Annotated in this window: 17 protein-coding genes; 11 read left to right on the top strand and 6 right to left on the bottom strand. The window is 69.5% G+C overall.

All coding sequences use genetic code 11. The features are described 5' to 3' along the window. Positions 1 to 6: 6 nt before the first annotated feature. Together J2851_RS07815 and J2851_RS07810 are read left to right on the top strand one after the other, a co-directional pair. Positions 7 to 843, top strand: coding sequence for a helix-turn-helix domain-containing protein (locus J2851_RS07815; RefSeq protein ID WP_246500490.1), 837 nt, complete (start codon positions 7 to 9; stop codon positions 841 to 843). 44 nt (positions 844 to 887) lie between these two features. Beyond that, on the top strand, positions 888 to 1,313 hold the full coding sequence (locus J2851_RS07810) for a DUF2000 domain-containing protein (protein WP_211114252.1): 426 nt from the start codon (positions 888 to 890) through the stop codon (positions 1,311 to 1,313). A gap of 11 nt (positions 1,314 to 1,324) precedes the next feature. Here the strand turns inward: J2851_RS07810 and lepB are convergent, their stop codons facing one another. The 3 genes from lepB to J2851_RS07795 all read right to left on the bottom strand — a co-directional run bounded on the left by lepB (position 1,325) and on the right by J2851_RS07795 (position 3,752). Further along, entirely contained in the window at positions 1,325 to 2,065 is a 741-nt protein-coding gene (gene lepB, locus J2851_RS07805; protein ID WP_209765422.1) for a signal peptidase I, read from the bottom strand. 72 nt (positions 2,066 to 2,137) lie between these two features. Continuing rightward, the gene (trhA, locus tag J2851_RS07800; RefSeq protein WP_209765420.1) at positions 2,138 to 2,794 is read right to left on the bottom strand and encodes a PAQR family membrane homeostasis protein TrhA; all 657 of its coding nucleotides are present in this window, start codon (positions 2,792 to 2,794) and stop codon (positions 2,138 to 2,140) included. A gap of 70 nt (positions 2,795 to 2,864) precedes the next feature. After that, a complete protein-coding gene (locus tag J2851_RS07795; RefSeq protein ID WP_209765418.1) occupies positions 2,865 to 3,752 on the bottom strand; it encodes a phytanoyl-CoA dioxygenase family protein in 888 nt (295 codons plus the stop codon). A gap of 223 nt (positions 3,753 to 3,975) precedes the next feature. Between J2851_RS07795 and J2851_RS07790 the strand changes: the two genes are divergently transcribed. The 3 genes from J2851_RS07790 to J2851_RS07780 all read left to right on the top strand — a co-directional run bounded on the left by J2851_RS07790 (position 3,976) and on the right by J2851_RS07780 (position 5,624). Then, entirely contained in the window at positions 3,976 to 4,695 is a 720-nt protein-coding gene (locus J2851_RS07790) for an AzlC family ABC transporter permease (RefSeq protein WP_209765416.1), read from the top strand. Next, positions 4,695 to 5,051 (top strand): AzlD domain-containing protein, encoded by a 357-nt coding sequence (locus J2851_RS07785; protein WP_209765415.1) that lies wholly within the window; start codon positions 4,695 to 4,697, stop codon positions 5,049 to 5,051. Before J2851_RS07790 ends, J2851_RS07785 begins: the two co-directional genes overlap by 1 nt. A gap of 132 nt (positions 5,052 to 5,183) precedes the next feature. Continuing rightward, positions 5,184 to 5,624: an SH3 domain-containing protein gene (locus tag J2851_RS07780; protein WP_307418693.1), complete on the top strand. Its 441-nt coding sequence runs from the start codon at positions 5,184 to 5,186 to the stop codon at positions 5,622 to 5,624. A 72-nt stretch (positions 5,625 to 5,696) separates the two neighbouring features. On the opposite strand, the gene J2851_RS07775 is transcribed toward J2851_RS07780, so the two are convergent. Further along, the gene (locus tag J2851_RS07775; RefSeq protein ID WP_209765413.1) at positions 5,697 to 8,123 is read right to left on the bottom strand and encodes a methyl-accepting chemotaxis protein; all 2,427 of its coding nucleotides are present in this window, start codon (positions 8,121 to 8,123) and stop codon (positions 5,697 to 5,699) included. A 233-nt stretch (positions 8,124 to 8,356) separates the two neighbouring features. On the opposite strand from J2851_RS07775, the gene J2851_RS07770 reads away from it, so the two are divergent. From J2851_RS07770 to rpmB, 5 genes are all read left to right on the top strand, one after another. Next, positions 8,357 to 10,216: an ABCB family ABC transporter ATP-binding protein/permease gene (locus J2851_RS07770; RefSeq protein WP_246500489.1), complete on the top strand. Its 1,860-nt coding sequence runs from the start codon at positions 8,357 to 8,359 to the stop codon at positions 10,214 to 10,216. 45 nt (positions 10,217 to 10,261) lie between these two features. Beyond that, positions 10,262 to 10,819 carry a biliverdin-producing heme oxygenase gene (locus J2851_RS07765; protein ID WP_209765412.1) on the top strand — a complete coding sequence of 186 codons (558 nt, stop codon included), beginning with the start codon at positions 10,262 to 10,264 and terminating at the stop codon, positions 10,817 to 10,819. A 168-nt stretch (positions 10,820 to 10,987) separates the two neighbouring features. Further along, positions 10,988 to 11,983: a methylmalonyl Co-A mutase-associated GTPase MeaB gene (gene meaB, locus J2851_RS07760; protein ID WP_209765411.1), complete on the top strand. Its 996-nt coding sequence runs from the start codon at positions 10,988 to 10,990 to the stop codon at positions 11,981 to 11,983. 224 nt (positions 11,984 to 12,207) lie between these two features. After that, on the top strand, positions 12,208 to 13,062 hold the full coding sequence (locus J2851_RS07755; RefSeq protein ID WP_209765410.1) for a hypothetical protein: 855 nt from the start codon (positions 12,208 to 12,210) through the stop codon (positions 13,060 to 13,062). A 156-nt stretch (positions 13,063 to 13,218) separates the two neighbouring features. Further along, positions 13,219 to 13,518: a 50S ribosomal protein L28 gene (rpmB, locus tag J2851_RS07750; protein ID WP_209765409.1), complete on the top strand. Its 300-nt coding sequence runs from the start codon at positions 13,219 to 13,221 to the stop codon at positions 13,516 to 13,518. A gap of 189 nt (positions 13,519 to 13,707) precedes the next feature. On the opposite strand, the gene J2851_RS07745 is transcribed toward rpmB, so the two are convergent. Both J2851_RS07745 and J2851_RS07740 read right to left on the bottom strand, forming a co-directional pair. Continuing rightward, entirely contained in the window at positions 13,708 to 14,478 is a 771-nt protein-coding gene (locus J2851_RS07745; RefSeq protein ID WP_246500488.1) for a hypothetical protein, read from the bottom strand. Between the two features lie 76 nt (positions 14,479 to 14,554). Continuing rightward, positions 14,555 to 15,160 carry a regulatory protein RecX gene (locus tag J2851_RS07740; RefSeq protein ID WP_209765408.1) on the bottom strand — a complete coding sequence of 202 codons (606 nt, stop codon included), beginning with the start codon at positions 15,158 to 15,160 and terminating at the stop codon, positions 14,555 to 14,557. A 92-nt stretch (positions 15,161 to 15,252) separates the two neighbouring features. Here J2851_RS07740 and J2851_RS07735 point away from each other — a divergent pair, with 92 nt between their 5' ends. Next, a complete protein-coding gene (locus J2851_RS07735; protein WP_209765407.1) occupies positions 15,253 to 16,056 on the top strand; it encodes an ABC transporter permease in 804 nt (267 codons plus the stop codon). Positions 16,057 to 16,141: the final 85 nt, after the last annotated feature.

Raw genomic sequence — 16,141 nt, 5'->3', positions numbered from 1 at the left:
GCGCGGATGGACGACACCGGAAGCGGCAACTGGATGTCGCTTCGGCACGACGCCGAGACCGGTGTCGAGACCATCCGCGCCCACTTCAAGGGGCACGCCTACGATCCGCACGACCACGACGACATCCTGGTCGGCGTCACCGAACAGGGCGTGCAGCAGTTCCAATGCCGCCGCCGCGTCCACACCAGCACGCCCGGCCGGGTCATCCTGATCGAGCCGGGCGAGGTGCATGATGGGCGTAGTCCCCAGGACGACGGCTTCACCTACGCCATGCTGTACCTGCCCTACCGGCCCTTCGCGGCGCGGATGGCGGAGGTGGCGGAGCTTGGGCCGACGTCAGGGCTTTTGGGTTTCCGGGACACGCTGTCCGACGATCCGGACCTCGGGACGGTGATCCGCTCCGCCTTCCTGGCGCTGCACGGGCGGGAGGGGCGGCTCGCCCGCGACCTCGCGCTCGACCGGCTGGCGCTGGCGCTCGCGGGTCATGCAGCCGTCCGGGAAAACGTCCGCCGGCCGCAGCGCGCGGCGGCGCTGGCGCGCGACGCCCTGCACGCCCGCATGGCCGAGGACATCGGCCTGGAGGAGCTGGCGGCCCTGGCGGGTGTGGACCGCTTCCGCCTGAACCGGGCCTTTCGCGAGTCCTTCGGCCTGTCGCCCCACGCCTATCTGGTGCAGCTGCGCCTGAAGGCTGCGCGCCGGCTGCTCGCAGTGGGGCAAACGCCGGCCGCAGCGGCGGCGGAGGTGGGCTTCGCCGACCAGAGCCACCTCGGCCGCTGGTTCCGCCGGGCCTACGGCATGACGCCGGCCGCCTACCGGCGTATCTGCACAAACGTTCCAGACTGAGGGCAGCCCCTTCCGCCACGGTGTCGGCGAAGGAGGCACAAGACATGTTCGACACCAAAATTGCGTTCGACACCAAGGTTGCCCTGATCGTCCGTTCCGACCTCGCCGGCTGGCAGAAGCTGAACGTCGCGGCCTTCCTCGCCACCGGCATCGCCGCCGCTGCGCCCGAGGCGCTCGGCGAGCCCTATGTGGACGCGCGCGGGCGCGTCCATGGCCGCATGCTCGGCCAGCCCATGCTGATCTTCGCCGCCGACCGGGACCAGCTTCAGGCCGCGCACCGGCAAGCGCTGGAACGCGACCTCAGCGTCGTGCCCTATGTCTTTGCCATGTTCTCGACCGGGCACGACGCGGCCAACCGCGCCGCCTTCGCCGCGGAGAATCCGGACGACACCGACTTCGTCGGTCTGGCTCTGCGCGGACCCAAGAAGGCCGTGGACAAGGCGACGAAGGGCCTTGCCCTGCACGGGTGAGCGCTGGAGTTTTACCCGATCAGCCCGATCCGGTTCAGCCGCAGCGCCTTCAGCCAGCCCGAGGGCGCGTCCAGCCGTGCGTTGAGATCCACGGAGAAATGCCGCAGGTCGGCCCGCCCGATCAGGTTCTCCGCGGGCACGAAGCCCACGCCGCCCAGCGGGGCCGGGACGCGGCTGTCCAGCGAATTGCTGCGGTTGTCGCCCATCATGAAATAATGCCCCTCCGGCACGCGGAAGGGCGGCGTGTCGTCCATCGCCGTCAGGCGGCTGTCCTGGAGGATGCGGTGGCGCACGCCGTTGGGCAGAGTCTCGACGTACTGCGGGACGCGCCGGAGGGTGCCGCCCTCGCCGGGTTCGGTGAAGTCGGCGACACGCTCCAGCCCGACGGGCGCACCGTTGATGTGGAGGACGCCGGCGATCACCTGCACCGTGTCGCCGGGCAGGCCGATCAGGCGCTTCACGTAGGACTGGTCCGGGTCGCGCGGCAGGTGGAAGACCACGATGTCGCCGCGCTCCGCCGGGTGTCCCAGCACCCGCCCGGCGAAGGGCGGCAGGCCTGCGGGCAGGGCGAAATGGCTGTAGCCGTAGGGAAACTTGCTGGCGAACAGGAAATCGCCGACGAGCAGGGTGGGCTCCATGGATCCCGAGGGGACATGGAACGGCTCCGCGACCGCGGTCCGCACGCCGAAGGCCAGCAGCAGGGCCACGACGATGGTCTTCAGCGTTTCCAGCAGGCTGCTTTTGGTGTCCATCCCGCGGCGCTCCACCACACAAGGAATGTGGTTATCCTACCGTCGTGCGCGGCGGACCGCCAGCGGCTTTCCTCAGGTCGCGAACTCGCCCGCCACCGCCGCGAAATGGCAGGCGGCCGCCACCACGACGAAGGCGTGCCAGACCGCGACGTGGTAGGGCAGCCGATCCAAGGTGTGGATCACCGCACCCACCGTGTAGACGATGCCGCCGATCGCCAGGAGCAGCAGGGTGGAGGGGGCCAGCGACCGCCACAGCGGCTCCGCCACCGACAGCACCGCCCAGCCCAGCCCCAGGTAGAGGGCGAAGCCCAGCCGTTCGAAGCGGAAGGGGAAGCGCAGCTTCAGCCAGACGCCGACGGCGGCCACCCCCCACACCGCGGCGCAGAGCGCGGTGCCCAGACCGCCGTTCAGCCGGTTCACCGCGAAGGGCGTGTAGCTGCCCGCGATCATCACGAAGATCATCGCGTGGTCGAGCCGCCGCAGCCGCTCCTTGCGGCGGCCTGGCGGCGTCAGGTGATAGGCGGCGGACGCCGTCAGCATCCCGATCAGCCCGGCGCCGTAAGCCGCCAGCGACAGCGTCTCGGCCGCGGACACGCGCCCGGCCGTGACCATCAGCAGCCAGGACGCGCCGATCAGCCCGGCGATCACGCCGATGGCGTGGACGACCGTGTCCGCCGCACGCTCTCCGGCCGTGTAGACGGGAAACTCGTAAGGGGAATCGGACTTCATGACCACCAGCGTGCCGGAAAGCCATGTAGAAGGAAACGCCTCCCCACGGATCCCGGCCGCCACGGAAACGTTAACTCCGGAGATACACCCGGTTGATGTAGGGGTCGTAGCGTCCGCCGGGATTCGGCAGAACGGGCTGCAACGGGCCGAAGCGGTTGCGCAGCAGGGTGTATTCGGTGACGACGATCAGCCGGTCGCTCTGCGTCGGCTGCAAGGCCTTGTGCATGCCCACATTGTCGGCCAGGAAGCAGTCGCCCGCCCGCCCGGTCAGCGCGACGGGGGCCGCCGCGCCGTAGGTCGCCTCCACCTCCTCGTCGCTGTAGTTGCGGCGGGCCACCAGATCCTTCCCGTGCTGCGAGGCCGGAACGTACATGTGCGGCCCGCCGCCCAGGTCCGTGTCCGTCAGGTACAGGAACATCTTGAAGTGGCGGACCTGGTTGTAGTCGCGGTGGTAGTTCTGCGTGCTGATCCGCGGGTTCGGGCGGGCCAGCGACCACCAGACCGACATGCCGTCGATGGTCGGCTTGCAGCCGTGGAAGGCCTCCGCGACCTCCAGCACCAGCGGATGGTTGATGGTGTCCAGGAGGTGCGGGGCGGCCAGGAACTGCTCCTCGACGTAGCGGGCCATCTGGATGTCCGGCGCCGGGACCTTGTCGATGGTGAAGGATCCGTACTGGCGATGGCCGCCGTCGAAGCAGGGCTGCTCCTCGAAGTAGCGCCGCATCGCCGCCACCTGTCCGTCGGTCATCAGGCGGAAGGCGTCCGTGTAGCCCCGCGTCTCCAGCTGCGTCTTCAGGGTCAGCGCGCGCTCCGACGGCTTGAAGCCGGGGGTGCGCGGCCGGAACGGGGCGATCATGGACGCCGCGATCTTGCGCCGTGGCTCGATCTCCAGGCGCGGGATCTGGTGCCAGATGACGTCGTCGATCCAGCGGGCCTTGTTGTTGAACGGGGTCTTCACGCGAACAAGCCCTCCGGATGGCTGCGCGGCTGCGGGCAACTTGTTCAGAAATATCCCAAATACGGGAAAATGTTTCGATGATTCGTGTGCGGCATTTTGTGCACAAATCCTGCGTTCGCGCGCGGACGGGCGGGACTTGTACCCGGACAATAAAGTTCGGGCGGTCCGGCTTTCGCAGCGCTATGGTCCACAACCCGACGCTGTTTCGAACCACCGTTTGACGATGACCAGACTGTCCAGTTTTGCCTCGGGCGCCCGCGACACCGTGCCGATGCTGGTGGGGGCCGCACCCTTCGGCGTGATCTTCGGCACTCTGGTGGCCGCGGGTCCGCTTGCCCTGTGGCAGGGGCAGCTGATGTCGCTGAGCGTCTATGCCGGGTCCAGCCAGTTCATCGCGGTCGGCCTGGTGGCCGGGCACGCGGGGCTGCTGGTGATCTGGCTGACCACGCTGATCGTGAACCTGCGCCACGCGCTCTACGCGGCCACGCTGCTGCCGCACGTGGCGCATCTGCCGGCCCGCTGGCGCTGGACGCTGGGATTCTTCCTGACCGACGAGACCTTCGCGGTGATGGCCGGCTATTACCAGCGGCACCCGCGCGCGCCGCTGGGCCATTGGTACTTCCTGGGATCCTGCCTGTCCATGTACGGGAACTGGCAGCTCTGGACCCTGGTCGGCCTTCTGTTCGGGGCGGCCTTCCCGCAGCTGCAGTCGCTCGGCCTCGACTTCGCGATGGTCGCGACCTTCATCGCCATCGTGGTGCCGCAGCTGGCCAGCCTGCCGCATTTCGCCGCCGCCCTGGCCGCGGGGACCATCGCCTATCTGGGGCAGGGCCTGCCCTACAAGCTCGGCCTCATGGCGGCGGTGACCGTCGGGGTGATGGTGGGGCTGTCGCTCCTGCGCTGGCGCGCGGGAAGCCGGGAACGGGTGGAGGAGGCCGCGTGATGGACGACGCGATCCTCACCAACACCATCATGATGAACACCTTCATGATCCTGGGGATGTCTGCGGTGACGGTCTTCGTGAAGGCTGCGCTGTTCATCCTGGGCGACCGGATCGTCTTCCCGCCGCTGTTGAAGCAGGCGCTGGGCTTCGTTCCGGTGACGGTGCTGACCGCCATCATCGTGCCGATGATCCTGTCCCCGCACGGCGAGGGGCTGGAGCTGACCTGGCGCAACCCGCAGCTGGTCGGCGCCGCCGTGGCCGTGCTGGCCTGCGTGGCGACCGGCGGGCGGCAGTTGCTGACCATCGTCGCGGCGCTGGCGACCTTCTTCGTGTGGCAGCTGGGCGTGCTCGGGTAAGCAGGCGGTGATGCCACAAACAGTGCATAGCCGGCGTGCTGCACCGCGGTGGCGCTCAAGCCTCCGCTTCCTGTATGGTCGCGCGATCGAAAGGGCTGTTCCATAGGGTCTGAGATGACGCGGCGTCTGCGAGTGCTTTCCCTGTCCGTGGCCGTTGGCTGCGCGGTGCTGCTCACCGCATGCGGGACGCGCGACCGGGCGCCCCGGCCTCCGGTCGTGCAGACGGCGCCGCAGACATCCGGCGCCGGGCTCGACCCGATGTACGGCGATTGGGAGACGGACAAGTCGACCCAGCTGCGGTCGCAGCCGTCCAACAGCGCGCCGATCGTCGCCTCCTTCCCGCCGGGCGTGCCGGTGAAGGTGATGGGCCGCTCCCGCGGGACCGATTGGGTCGCGGTGCAGGCCGCCGGCTCCACTGCCTATGTCCGCATGCACCTGCTGCGCCTGCGCGGCACCGCGGTGCAAACCACCAAGGGCAGCACGACCACGGTCGCCAAGCCGACCGACAACGCCGGGCCGACCATCAAGGCCGCCCCCCGCCGCAAGATCGAGGCGGCGCCGATCGCGAACTGAGCCGGCCGCCACGAAAAAGGGCCCCTCGTCCGGCGGACGAGGGGCCTTTTCTGTTTGGGACCGGCGGAACGGTCAGAACTCCTTCCAGTCGTCGTCCTCGCTGGTGTTCCGCTTCAGCACGGCGGCGGCGCTGGCGACGGGCTTCGCCACCGGCTTCTTGGCGGCGGGGCGGGCGTTGCGGCCGATGGGCGACGGCTTGGCCATGCCGCCCGTTCGATGGACAGCGGCCGGCTGGGTCGCGATGGCCTGGATGGAGCGCGGATCCAGCTTGAAGAAGCCGATCAGGGTCTTCAGGTCGCCCGCCTGCCCGGCCATCGCCTGGGCGGCGGCGGTGGTCTCTTCCACCAGCGCGGCGTTCTTCTGGGTCATCTCGTCCATCTGCGAGACGGTGGCGTTGATCTCATCCAGCGCGGAGGCCTGCTCGGACGAGGCTGCGGCCATCTCGGCGATCAGGCCGGCGACCTGCTGCACGCCCGACACGATGCCGCCCAGCGCGTCGCCGGCCTTCTTCACCAGGTCGACGCCGTCGCGCACCTGGCTGTCGCTGTCCAGGATCAGGCTCTTGATCTCCTTCGACGCCTGGGCGGAGCGCTGGGCGAGGTTGCGCACCTCCTGCGCCACCACCGCGAAGCCGCGGCCCGCGTCGCCGGCCCGCGCCGCCTCCACCGCCGCGTTCAGCGCCAGCAGGTTGGTCTGGAAGGCGATCTCGTCGATCACCCCGATGATGTCGGTGATCCGGCGGCTGGCGTCCTCGATCCGCCGCATCGCCTCGATCGCGGAGCCCGCGACCGCGCCGCCCGACTCGGCGGCGGAACGGGCGTCGGCGGCCATGGTGTTGGCGCGCTGGGCGTTGTCGGCGTTGGAGCGCACGGTGGCGCCCAGCTCCTCCATGCTCGCCGCCGTCTCCTCCAGCGAGGAGGCCTGCTGCTCCGTGCGCTCCGCGAGGTCGGCGGAGCCGGTGGACACCTCCGCCGCGGCGGACGCGATGGTCTCCGCCGACTGGGTGATCTGGCCGACGATCTCCGACAGCTTGGCGGAGGTGGCGTTGACGTCGGTCTTCAGGGTCTGGAAGGCGCCCTGGTAGTCGCGCTCGACGCGCTTGTTGAGGTCGCCCTGGGCGAGCGCGCTGAGCACGGCGCCGAGGTCGGCGATGACCGCCTCCACCGTGTCGGTCAGGCGGTTGATGCCCTTCGACATGGTCTTGTAGAAGCCGTCCTTGCCGGCGAGGTCGAGCCGGCGCGACAGGTCGCCCTTGGACACGCCGTCGATCAGCTGGGCGATCTCCTCGCCGATGGCCTGCTCGCGGGCCCGCTTGACCTCCTCCTCGCGGCGCTCCTCCTCCAGCCGGGCGCGCTCGGCCTCGTCCATCGCCTTCTTCTCGATGGCGTTCTCCTTGAACACCTGCACCGCCTGCGCCATCCGCCCGATCTCGTCGCGGTTGGACAGCGCCGGGATGGTCACCCCCAGGTCGCCGCCGGCCAGCGCCGTCATCGTCCCGGTCATCGCCGTAACCGGCTTCACGATCGACCGCGCCACCGCCCAGGCGGCCAGCAGGCCGACCAGCAACGCCGCCGCGGCCAGCGCAAGGTCGATGGTCATGGTGCGCTCCATGCCAGCCTGCATCTCCGTCTGGACGGCGTGGCGTGCCTGCGTCTGCGACTCGACGGTATGGTTGGCCAATTCGCCGAATTCCGCGGCTTCCTTCGCCATGACGGAGAAGGCGAGATCCTGCGTGGTCATGACCAGCGCCGCGACCTGCTCGAAAACCTCGACGTAGCGGTCGGACAGTTGGTCGGCTTCCTGGGCCAGCCGCTTGCGGGTCGGGTTGTGCAGCTGTTGGGCCAGCGGATGGATGACCGCGTTGAAATGGTCGTTGCGCTTCTTGACGTCGTCCGCCTGCTTTTGGCTCGGCTCGCTGAGGAAGCGCTGGGCGCTGAGGCGCGCCTGCATCAGCTTCTCCTGGGCGATGCCGGCGAGCGCTGCGGCTTCCATGTCGCCGTCGGCCATGGCCGACTGGATGATCTGCGTCAGGTTCTCCCGCGCCTTGGTGCCCGTGGGATTCATCTGTTCGGCGATCAGGCGGTCGCGCTTCTCGCGCATCTCCACCAGCTTGCCGAAGTTGGCGCGGTAGCTCTCGAAATGCTGGATCATCCGCTCGATCATGGCGCGTCGCCCGGGATCGTGCGTGGCGTCGCGCACCGTCCGCAGATCCTGCTCCAGCGCCTTCTGCCCGTCGCGGACCTTTTCGGCCGTCGCGCGGTCGCCGGTGAACATGTAGCTGAGCGCGTTCCGCCGCATCCCGCCCACCGACGCCTCAAGCTCCGTCACGCGGATCGAGTTGTCGGAAATGGCCACGTAGCGGTCGACGTCCGCGCTGGTGACCGACAGCGCCCGCACCCCGACGCCCACGACCAGGGCAAGCAGCGCAAGCACAAGGAGGAAGCCCGTGTAGATTCGGGTCCCGACCCGGAAGCGGCCGGAAAAGCTGGCGTTCTGCATGATCGAATGAATCCCAGCGTAGGATGACCCGCCAAGGATAGGACCCACATGTTTCAAGTGTCTTTACGTTCCCTCAAATTTCGTAATGTTTTTGCCCCTATGCCCGCAGGGCATGTTGCCCCTGTGCCCGCAAGGCAGCGATGCGCAGGCTCCGCCGCCCTTTGCGCGGGCGCCCCTTGCCCTTAGGTTAGGAGCGCCGCCGTTCAACCGCTTGCCGACCGGAATTCCTCCCCATGCGCCGCCGCTCCCAACCCAAGGGCCCAGCACTGTCCTACGCCGAGGCCGCGACCAGCACCGGCGACCTGGGGGCGCTGCGCTCGCTCGTGCCCTACCTCTGGCCCGCCGACTCGCTGGAGACGAAGGTGCGCGTCGTCCTGGCGCTGGTGCTCCTGGTCGGGGCCAAGGCAGCCAACGTCTATGTGCCGATCTTCTACAAGCGGGCGGTGGACGCGCTGGGTGGCGGAAACGCCAGTGCGGCGGTGGCGATCCCGCTGGGCCTGATCGTCGCCTACGGCCTGGCCCGCGTGACGTCGCTGGTCTTCGCGGAACTGCGCGACGCGGTGTTCGCCTCCGTCGCCCAGCGCACGATCCGCAAGGTCGCGCTGTCGGTGTTCCAGCACCTGCACGCGCTGTCCCTGCGCTTCCACCTGGAGCGGCAGACCGGCGGCCTGACCCGCTCGCTGGAGCGCGGGACGCGCGCGATCGAGGCGCTGCTGCGCTACGCCCTGTTCTCCATCGTGCCGACGCTGGTGGAGATCGCGCTGGTCTGCATCATCCTGTGGCGGATGTTCAACGGCTGGTTCGCGCTGGCGACCTTCGTCACGGTGTTCGGCTACATCGCCTACACCTTCTTCGTGTCGGAATGGCGCATCCAGTTCCGCCGCGCCATGAACGAGACCGACAGCAAGGCCAACACCAAGGCGGTGGACAGCCTGCTGAACTACGAGACGGTCAAGTATTTCGGGAACGAGCAGCACGAGGCGCGGCGCTACGACGCCGCACTCGCCTCCTACGAACAGGCGGCGGTGCAGAGCCAGCGCAGCCTGTCGCTGCTGAACATCGGCCAGTCGGCGATCATCTCCGTTGGGTTGGCGGTCGTCATGGGCATGGCGGCGCGGGGCATCGTCAACGGCTCCATGACCATCGGCGACTTCGTGCTGGTCAACACCTATCTCTTGCAGCTCTACCAGCCGCTGAACTTCTTCGGCGTGGTCTACCGCGAGATCAAGCAGGCGCTGACCGACATCGAATCGATGGTGAAACTGCTGTCGGTGGACCGGGAGGTGGCGGACCGGCCCGGCGCCCCGGCGCTGGCGGTGACCGGCGGCGAGGTGCGGTTCGAGGGGGTGGAGTTCGGCTACGACCCGCGCCGGCCGATCCTGAAGGGGGTGAGCTTCACCGTGCCGGCCGGCAAGACGGTGGCGATCGTCGGCCCCTCGGGCGCCGGCAAGTCGACCATCAGCCGGCTGCTGTTCCGCTTCTACGACGTGTCGAAGGGCCGCGTGCTGATCGACGGGCAGGACATCCGCGCGGTGACGCAGGAGTCCCTGCGCGCCTCGCTCGGCATCGTCCCGCAGGACACGGTCCTGTTCAACGACACGGTCTACTACAACATCGCCTACGGCCGTCCCGGCGCCAGCCCGGCGGAGGTGGAGCGGGCGGCGCGGCTGGCCCACATCCACGACTTCATCATGGCGCTGCCCGACGGCTACGAGACCACGGTGGGCGAGCGCGGGCTGAAGCTGTCCGGCGGCGAGAAGCAGCGCGTCGCCATCGCCCGCACCATCCTGAAAAATCCCGGCATCCTGCTGTTCGACGAGGCGACATCCGCGCTCGACACCCACACGGAGCGGGAAATCCAGGCCAACCTGCGCGAGGTCAGCCGCGGCCGCACGACGCTGGTCATCGCCCACCGCCTGTCCACGGTGATCGACGCCGACGAGATCCTGGTGCTGGAGGCCGGCCGGGTGATCGAGCGCGGCCGGCATGGCGAACTGCTCGCCCGCGCCGGGGCCTACGCCGCCCTGTGGGCGCGTCAGCAGGAGTCCTCGCAGGGGCCGGAGCCGGTGCCCGAAGTCCTCGCCCCCACCTGACCGACTCCGGTAAACTTCATCCATCCTCATCCGACGGGAGCATCCATGGGACCGGTACGGCACGCGCTGCGCGCGGCGACCCAGCCGATTCACGACCGGCTGGACAAGGCGGCGATCCTGCGCCCGCTGACCAGCCCGGACATCACGGTCGATGGCTACCGCGCGGCGCTGGTCGCGCTGCACGGCTTCAACGCCCCGCTGGAGCGGGCGCTGGGCGGGCCAGGAGAGCGGTTGGACCTGCTGCGCGCCGATCTCGCCGACCTGGGGCTCGACGCCGACGCGCTGCCCGTGGCGACCGGCCTGCCGCACCTCGACCGTCATCCGGCGCGGCTCGCCGCGCGCTACGTGCTGGACGGGTCGGCGCACGGCGGGCGCGTCATGCTGCCGAACGTCACGCGCGCGCTGGGCTTCGACGCGGGGCGCGGGGCGCGCTTCCTGGCATCGGCCGGGATCGACATGGCCGGACGCTGGCGGGCGCTGCTCGCCCAGCTGGAATGCGACCTGACGGAGCCCGCCGCCACGGCGGAGGCCTGCGACGCCGCCGTCGCGCTGTTCGCCGCCCTGGAGGTCTGGCTGGACCGCGGCGCACGGGAGACGGTCTGACCGGTCGGCGGTTGCCGTTGGGTTGCGCCTGCGGCTTCACCCAACCTACGGGGGCTACGGGGGCAGTTCGTATGGGTAGGTCGGGTCGAGACCCGACGTCGCTGCTTCCCAAGGCGGATTGCCGCGGGGGCTTCACCAGTCCCGCGGAGCCCGCTAGGTTCTCGGACCATGACGACCTCCGCCGCCCATACCCCCGCAGCGCTCGCCGAAGCGGTGCTTCGCGGGGACCGCCGCGCGCTCGCCCGCGCCATCACGCTCATCGAGTCGACCCGGCGTGACCACCGTGCCCAGGCCGACGCGTTGCTGGAGGCGCTGTTGCCGCACACCGGCAATTCGGTGCGGGTGGGCATCTCCGGCGTGCCGGGGGTGGGCAAGTCGACCTTCATCGAGGCGTTCGGGCTGCACGTCATCGGGCTGGGGCACAAGGTTGCGGTGCTGGCCATCGACCCGTCGTCGCAACGCACCGGCGGCTCCATCCTCGGCGACAAGACCCGCATGGTGGACCTGTCGCGAGAGACGGACGCCTTCATCCGCCCCTCGCCCGCGGGCGCCACGCTGGGCGGCGTGGCCCGGCGCACGCGCGAGGCCATGCTGGTCTGCGAGGCGGCGGGCTTCGACGTGATCGTGGTGGAGACGGTGGGCGTCGGCCAGTCGGAAACGGCGGTGGCCGACATGGTGGACCTGTTCATGCTGCTTCTGCTGCCGGCCGGCGGCGACGAGCTTCAGGGCATCAAGAAGGGCATCGTGGAACTGGCCGACCTCGTGGTCGTCAACAAGGCCGACGGCGACCTTGCGGCCACCGCGCGGCACACGGTCGCGGACTACCGCCACGCCTTGACCCTGCTGCGCCACGGCGACTGGCGCGTGCCGGTGCTCAGCTGCTCTGCCATTTCCAAGGCGGGCATCGACGCGGTCTGGAATACGATCGGGGAGCACCGGGGCATCACCGAAGCCTCCGGCGCCCGCGCGACCCGGCGCGCCGAGCAGGCCCGCGCCTGGCTGTGGAGCGAGATCCGCGAGACCCTGGTGGACGCCTTCAAGGCCCACCCCGCCGTCCGCGCCGACCTGGCCGACCTGGAGTCGCGCGTCACCGCCGGTGCCGTCACCCCGACCGCCGCGGCGCGCGGCCTGCTGGAACGGTTTCTCGGGCGCCCGGTGGAGTAAGAGCCCGATGATATAGGGGTGGAGTAGCGCTTTCCTCTTATATTGCGGCGCAGCATTTCCTATTGCACCGCGTTATCCCCGTGCATAAGTTGGCGTGGGCGGGAAAGGTGCGCCTTTTGGGCGCGTGGGCGATGGGATTTGCCCGCGATCTCCGGGGTTCCTTGCGGGCGTTGGCCTTTCCGATCTTGCCGCCGCATCGAGTCGCACAGGGGGAAACCTTCGACATGACCGCCACCAACACGCTTCTGAACCTTTTCGCGCCGTTCGGTTCGCTGGCCAAGGCCAACGCCGAAACCCACGCCGCCCGTTCGGCGCGCGTCGCCGGCCTGCTGCAGGACGGCTACCGCCGCCTGTTCGACAACGCGACCGCCGGCGTCGGCGAGACCTCGCGCCTGGTCGGCGAGTTCAGCAAGGTCCGCAACGCCGCCGACTTCGCCGCGCTTCAGGGCGAGTGGCTGAGCGTCACGCAGGCGCGCGTCGCCGGCCAGGTGCAGACGGTTCTCGACCTCTCCTCCAAGATCGCCGCCGAACTGACCTATGTCCCGGTCACGGCCGCGCCGGCTCCGGCCGCCGCCCCGGTCGCGAAGGCCGTTGCGCCCGTTGCTCCCGTGGTGCCCGCGCCGAAGGTCGAGGCTCCGAAGAAGGCCGCCGCCCCGAAGGCTCCCGCCGCCAAGGCGCCTGCCGCCAAGGTCGAGGTGAAGGACGAGGCCCCCAAGGCCGCGCCGGCGCCGGTGGCCGCTCCGAAGGTTGAGGCGAAGGCCGAGCCCAAGCCCGCCGCCCCGAAGAAGGCTCCGGTCGCCAAGGCCGCTCCGAAGGCTGCGGCGATCAAGGCTGAAGCTCCCAAGGCGCCGGCCCCGAAGGCCGAAGCCCCGAAGGCCGAGGCTCCCAAGGCGACCGCCCCGGCGCCCAAAGCCGAGGCGGCACCGGCGCCCAAGGCCGAGGTGAAGAAGGCGGAGGAGGCCAAGGCGGCCGCTCCCGCCCCTGCTCCTGTTGCCGCTCCGGTCGCCGCTCCGGTCGCCGCTCCGGTCGCCGAGGCCCCGAAGAAGGACGACAAGGCGGCCGCCCCGGCCGCCGAGTGACGTCCGGAGAACGACTCCCGTGAGTTGTCGACGCCGCGCGCGCCCGTCGCCTTCCTTGCTTGACGGGCGTGTGCCGGTTCGACTATAACGCCGCCTCCTTCGGGCGGAATGCTGCCCGGGACCGGGTTTCATTTGCTAAAATAAAGGATCAGTCCGATGGCACGTCGGTGCTCCGTGACCGGCAAGGGCACGCAGTTTGGCAACAACGTCAGCCACGCCAACAACAAGACCCGCCGCCGTTTCCAGCCGAACCTGCAGGAAACGTCGCTGCTGAGCGACGCTCTGGGTCAGTTGGTGCGTCTGCGCCTCTCCACCAACGCGATCCGTTCGATCGAGCACAAGGGCGGCCTCGACGCCTTCCTGCTCGACGCGAAGGACGCCGTCCTCAGCCTGGATGCGCGCCGCCTGAAGCGCCGCATCGCCAAGGCCCAGGACAAGCAGGCCGCCGCGGCCTGATTGCGGCCGGAGGCCGCGCTCGGCCTCCAGCCTTCTGGTGAAGCGTCCGCGGAGGGATCCTCTTCGCGGACCGGCTCAAGAGCCCAAGCCAGGACGACTCCGACTCTCGGTTGTGCCGAATCCCGGTTGAGAGTGTCGCGCGCGAGGCCGCAAGGCTCCGCGCGCGTTTTGTCGTGCCTGGGCGTTGCGTCAGAAGGACCGCTGCACGCCCACCAGCACGCGGTAACGCGGCGAATCGGGGCCGAAGCCGACGCCCACGCCGGCGCCCAGCGCCAGATCGTCGCCGATGACGTGCCGCACGCCGACCTCCACGAGGTTATCGGCTTTGCCGCGCTCCTGCTGCTGGTCGCGCAGGATGTCGAAGGCCACCGCCGTGTTCGGCGCGACGGCAAAATTCACACCGGCCACCATCAGGAAACGGTTTTCCCGCTGGTCCGACTCCGGGTCGATCAGCCGGCGCCAACCCAGGTTCACATGCAGGCGCGGCGCCCGGGTCGACGTGCCGAGCGGCTGGGTCACGCGCCCGACGATACCCACCTCGGTCGCCGTGCCGCCGGATCCGTAGGGAATGTCGATCAGCGGTTCCAGCGAGATGCCCAGCCGGCCATCCTTCGGGGCCAGCAGGTTGATCTCGGCCGACAGGTTGACGCCGCCCTGCCGCGTGTCGTCGGCGTTTCCGACCCGGTAGGTCGGGTTCGCCTTCAGCGACAGGCCGTTGGCGACGCCGACCTCGATTTCCGGGTCCAGGTTCAGGCGGTTGCGCCCGCCGTCCTGCTTCAGCCGGTCGAAGGTCCCGCGCAGCTTCAGGTCGACGCTGCCCTTTTCGATGGCCGCCGCGTCCTGCACCGTGATCGGGATTTCGCTGGACAGGCCCATCAGCGCCTTGTCGTCGGCCCAGGCGTCTCCGGCCACACCGGTGACCACCAGTGCCGCGATCGCGCCCGCAACACGCTTTTGCATTCTCGTCCCCCTCCACAAGCCGCGCCAGCGTCAACGCGGCTGGATCGGGAAGGGTCCCCCTCATTCCACAAGGGCCTCACTCCACCGAGTCGGGATCCTCGGCGTCCACGACGCGGCGCGCGATGTCGTAGGCGAAGCCGGCGCGGCCCAGCGCCGCCAAATCCTTGTCGCGGAACTCGGCGCGCTTTTCCGGCAGGCGGTAGGGGCCGAGCCGGCGGCGGCGCGCCAATGCCAGGGCGGCGGTCAGGTTCAGGTCGCCGTCCACCTCCTCGTCCAGCGCGTCCAATGCCTTGTCGGCCTCGTCGCGGGCGATTCCCTTGGAGGCCAGCTTTTCCCGGATGGCGCGGGTGGAGGTGCCGCGGCGGTGCAGGCTGGCCGCGCGCATCTCGGCGTAGGCCGCGTCGTTCAGCAGGCCGCTGCGCTGGTAGCGGGCGATGAGATCCTCCACCCAGCGCGCCCCCTCGGCGGGGTCGGTGCCGTGCGCCTGGGCGGAACGGTCCACCTTGCGCATCAGCACGCGCCGCAGGTTGGCCGAGGAGCTGGCGAAGCGTTGCAGGTAGTACAGCGCCGCGTTCTCCAGATACTGCGCCGTCACGCGTTTCGGCGGTTTGGGGCCGGACGGTTTGGCGCTGGGCTGGTTGGAGGTGGGCGGCTTGCGGGCCGGCGGCGATTCCCGCGTCATGGCTGTCTCCCGTACGGCGGCGGTTGCCGGGAGGGCGCACGCGCCCTAAAGTCCCGTCCGCCCCCGTGAAATGTGGTCCGATCCATAGTCCGATGACTCATCCTCTTCCTCCCATGCCCCGCACCGTCGGCGCCGTCAACTGGGTCGGCCTGTGGACCCTCTACGCCCGCGAGGTGCGCCGGTTCCTGAAGGTGCACCAGCAGACCGTCTGGGCGCCGGTGGTGACCACCCTGCTGTTCTACGCCGTCTTCGCGCTGGCGCTGGGCGGCGCGGTGCGCACCGTCGGCCCGGTTCCCTACCTGGAGTTCCTGGCGCCCGGCCTGATCATGATGGCGATGGCGCAGAACGCCTTCGCCAACACCTCCTCCTCGGTGGTGATCGCCAAGGTGCAGGGCAACATCGTCGACATCCTGATGCCGCCGATGGCGCCGCTGGAACTGGCCTTCGGCTTCGTCATGGGCGGGGTGACGCGCGGGCTGTGCGTCGGGCTGGTCACCGGGCTGGCGATCTGGTGCTTCGTGCCGGTGCATATGCCGCACCCCTTCTTCGTGGTCTTCCACGCGGTCATGGCCTCCATGCTGCTGTCGCTGCTGGGGCTGGTCGGCGGCATCTGGTCGGAGAAGTTCGACCACATCGCGGCGGTGACCAACTTCGTGGTGACGCCGCTGTCCTTCCTGTCCGGCACCTTCTATTCGGTGGAAAACCTGCCGCCGACCTTCTGGTGGATCGCTCATTTCGACCCCTTCTTCTACATGATCGACGGCTTCCGCTACGGCTTCATCGGCCGGTCGGACGGCACGCTGGGGGTCGGCATCCTCGTCATGCTGGCGATCAACGGTGCCTTGTGGTGGCTCGCCTGGCGCATGCTGAAGACGGGCTACAAGCTGAAGGCGTAAATCCAGGCCTTTGGGGGCACCCTGTCCGTTGACAGGACGGGGTGATCTCTTGATAGTCGTCGTTCCCCGACGGGCAACCCTGCCC

It is taken from the genome of Azospirillum rugosum (assembly GCF_017876155.1).
In the GTDB taxonomy this organism is placed as follows: domain Bacteria; phylum Pseudomonadota; class Alphaproteobacteria; order Azospirillales; family Azospirillaceae; genus Azospirillum; species Azospirillum rugosum.
The sequence above is the reverse complement of the archived record's forward strand: the minus strand, read 5'-3'. Positions and strand labels throughout refer to the sequence as shown.

What these genes read in the sequence shown, in the direction of transcription:
- J2851_RS07815 (WP_246500490.1), top strand. Translation starts at nt 7, where the DNA reads ATGGACGACACCGGAAGCGGCAACTGGATGTCGCTTCGGCACGACGCC.
- J2851_RS07810 (WP_211114252.1), top strand. Translation starts at nt 888, where the DNA reads ATGTTCGACACCAAAATTGCGTTCGACACCAAGGTTGCCCTGATCGTC.
- lepB (WP_209765422.1), bottom strand. Translation starts at nt 2,065, where the DNA reads ATGGACACCAAAAGCAGCCTGCTGGAAACGCTGAAGACCATCGTCGTG.
- trhA (WP_209765420.1), bottom strand. Translation starts at nt 2,794, where the DNA reads ATGAAGTCCGATTCCCCTTACGAGTTTCCCGTCTACACGGCCGGAGAG.
- J2851_RS07790 (WP_209765416.1), top strand. Translation starts at nt 3,976, where the DNA reads ATGACCAGACTGTCCAGTTTTGCCTCGGGCGCCCGCGACACCGTGCCG.
- J2851_RS07785 (WP_209765415.1), top strand. Translation starts at nt 4,695, where the DNA reads ATGGACGACGCGATCCTCACCAACACCATCATGATGAACACCTTCATG.
- J2851_RS07775 (WP_209765413.1), bottom strand. Translation starts at nt 8,123, where the DNA reads ATGCAGAACGCCAGCTTTTCCGGCCGCTTCCGGGTCGGGACCCGAATC.
- J2851_RS07770 (WP_246500489.1), top strand. Translation starts at nt 8,357, where the DNA reads ATGCGCCGCCGCTCCCAACCCAAGGGCCCAGCACTGTCCTACGCCGAG.
- J2851_RS07765 (WP_209765412.1), top strand. Translation starts at nt 10,262, where the DNA reads ATGGGACCGGTACGGCACGCGCTGCGCGCGGCGACCCAGCCGATTCAC.
- meaB (WP_209765411.1), top strand. Translation starts at nt 10,988, where the DNA reads ATGACGACCTCCGCCGCCCATACCCCCGCAGCGCTCGCCGAAGCGGTG.
- J2851_RS07755 (WP_209765410.1), top strand. Translation starts at nt 12,208, where the DNA reads ATGACCGCCACCAACACGCTTCTGAACCTTTTCGCGCCGTTCGGTTCG.
- rpmB (WP_209765409.1), top strand. Translation starts at nt 13,219, where the DNA reads ATGGCACGTCGGTGCTCCGTGACCGGCAAGGGCACGCAGTTTGGCAAC.
- J2851_RS07745 (WP_246500488.1), bottom strand. Translation starts at nt 14,478, where the DNA reads ATGCAAAAGCGTGTTGCGGGCGCGATCGCGGCACTGGTGGTCACCGGT.
- J2851_RS07740 (WP_209765408.1), bottom strand. Translation starts at nt 15,160, where the DNA reads ATGACGCGGGAATCGCCGCCGGCCCGCAAGCCGCCCACCTCCAACCAG.
- J2851_RS07735 (WP_209765407.1), top strand. Translation starts at nt 15,253, where the DNA reads ATGACTCATCCTCTTCCTCCCATGCCCCGCACCGTCGGCGCCGTCAAC.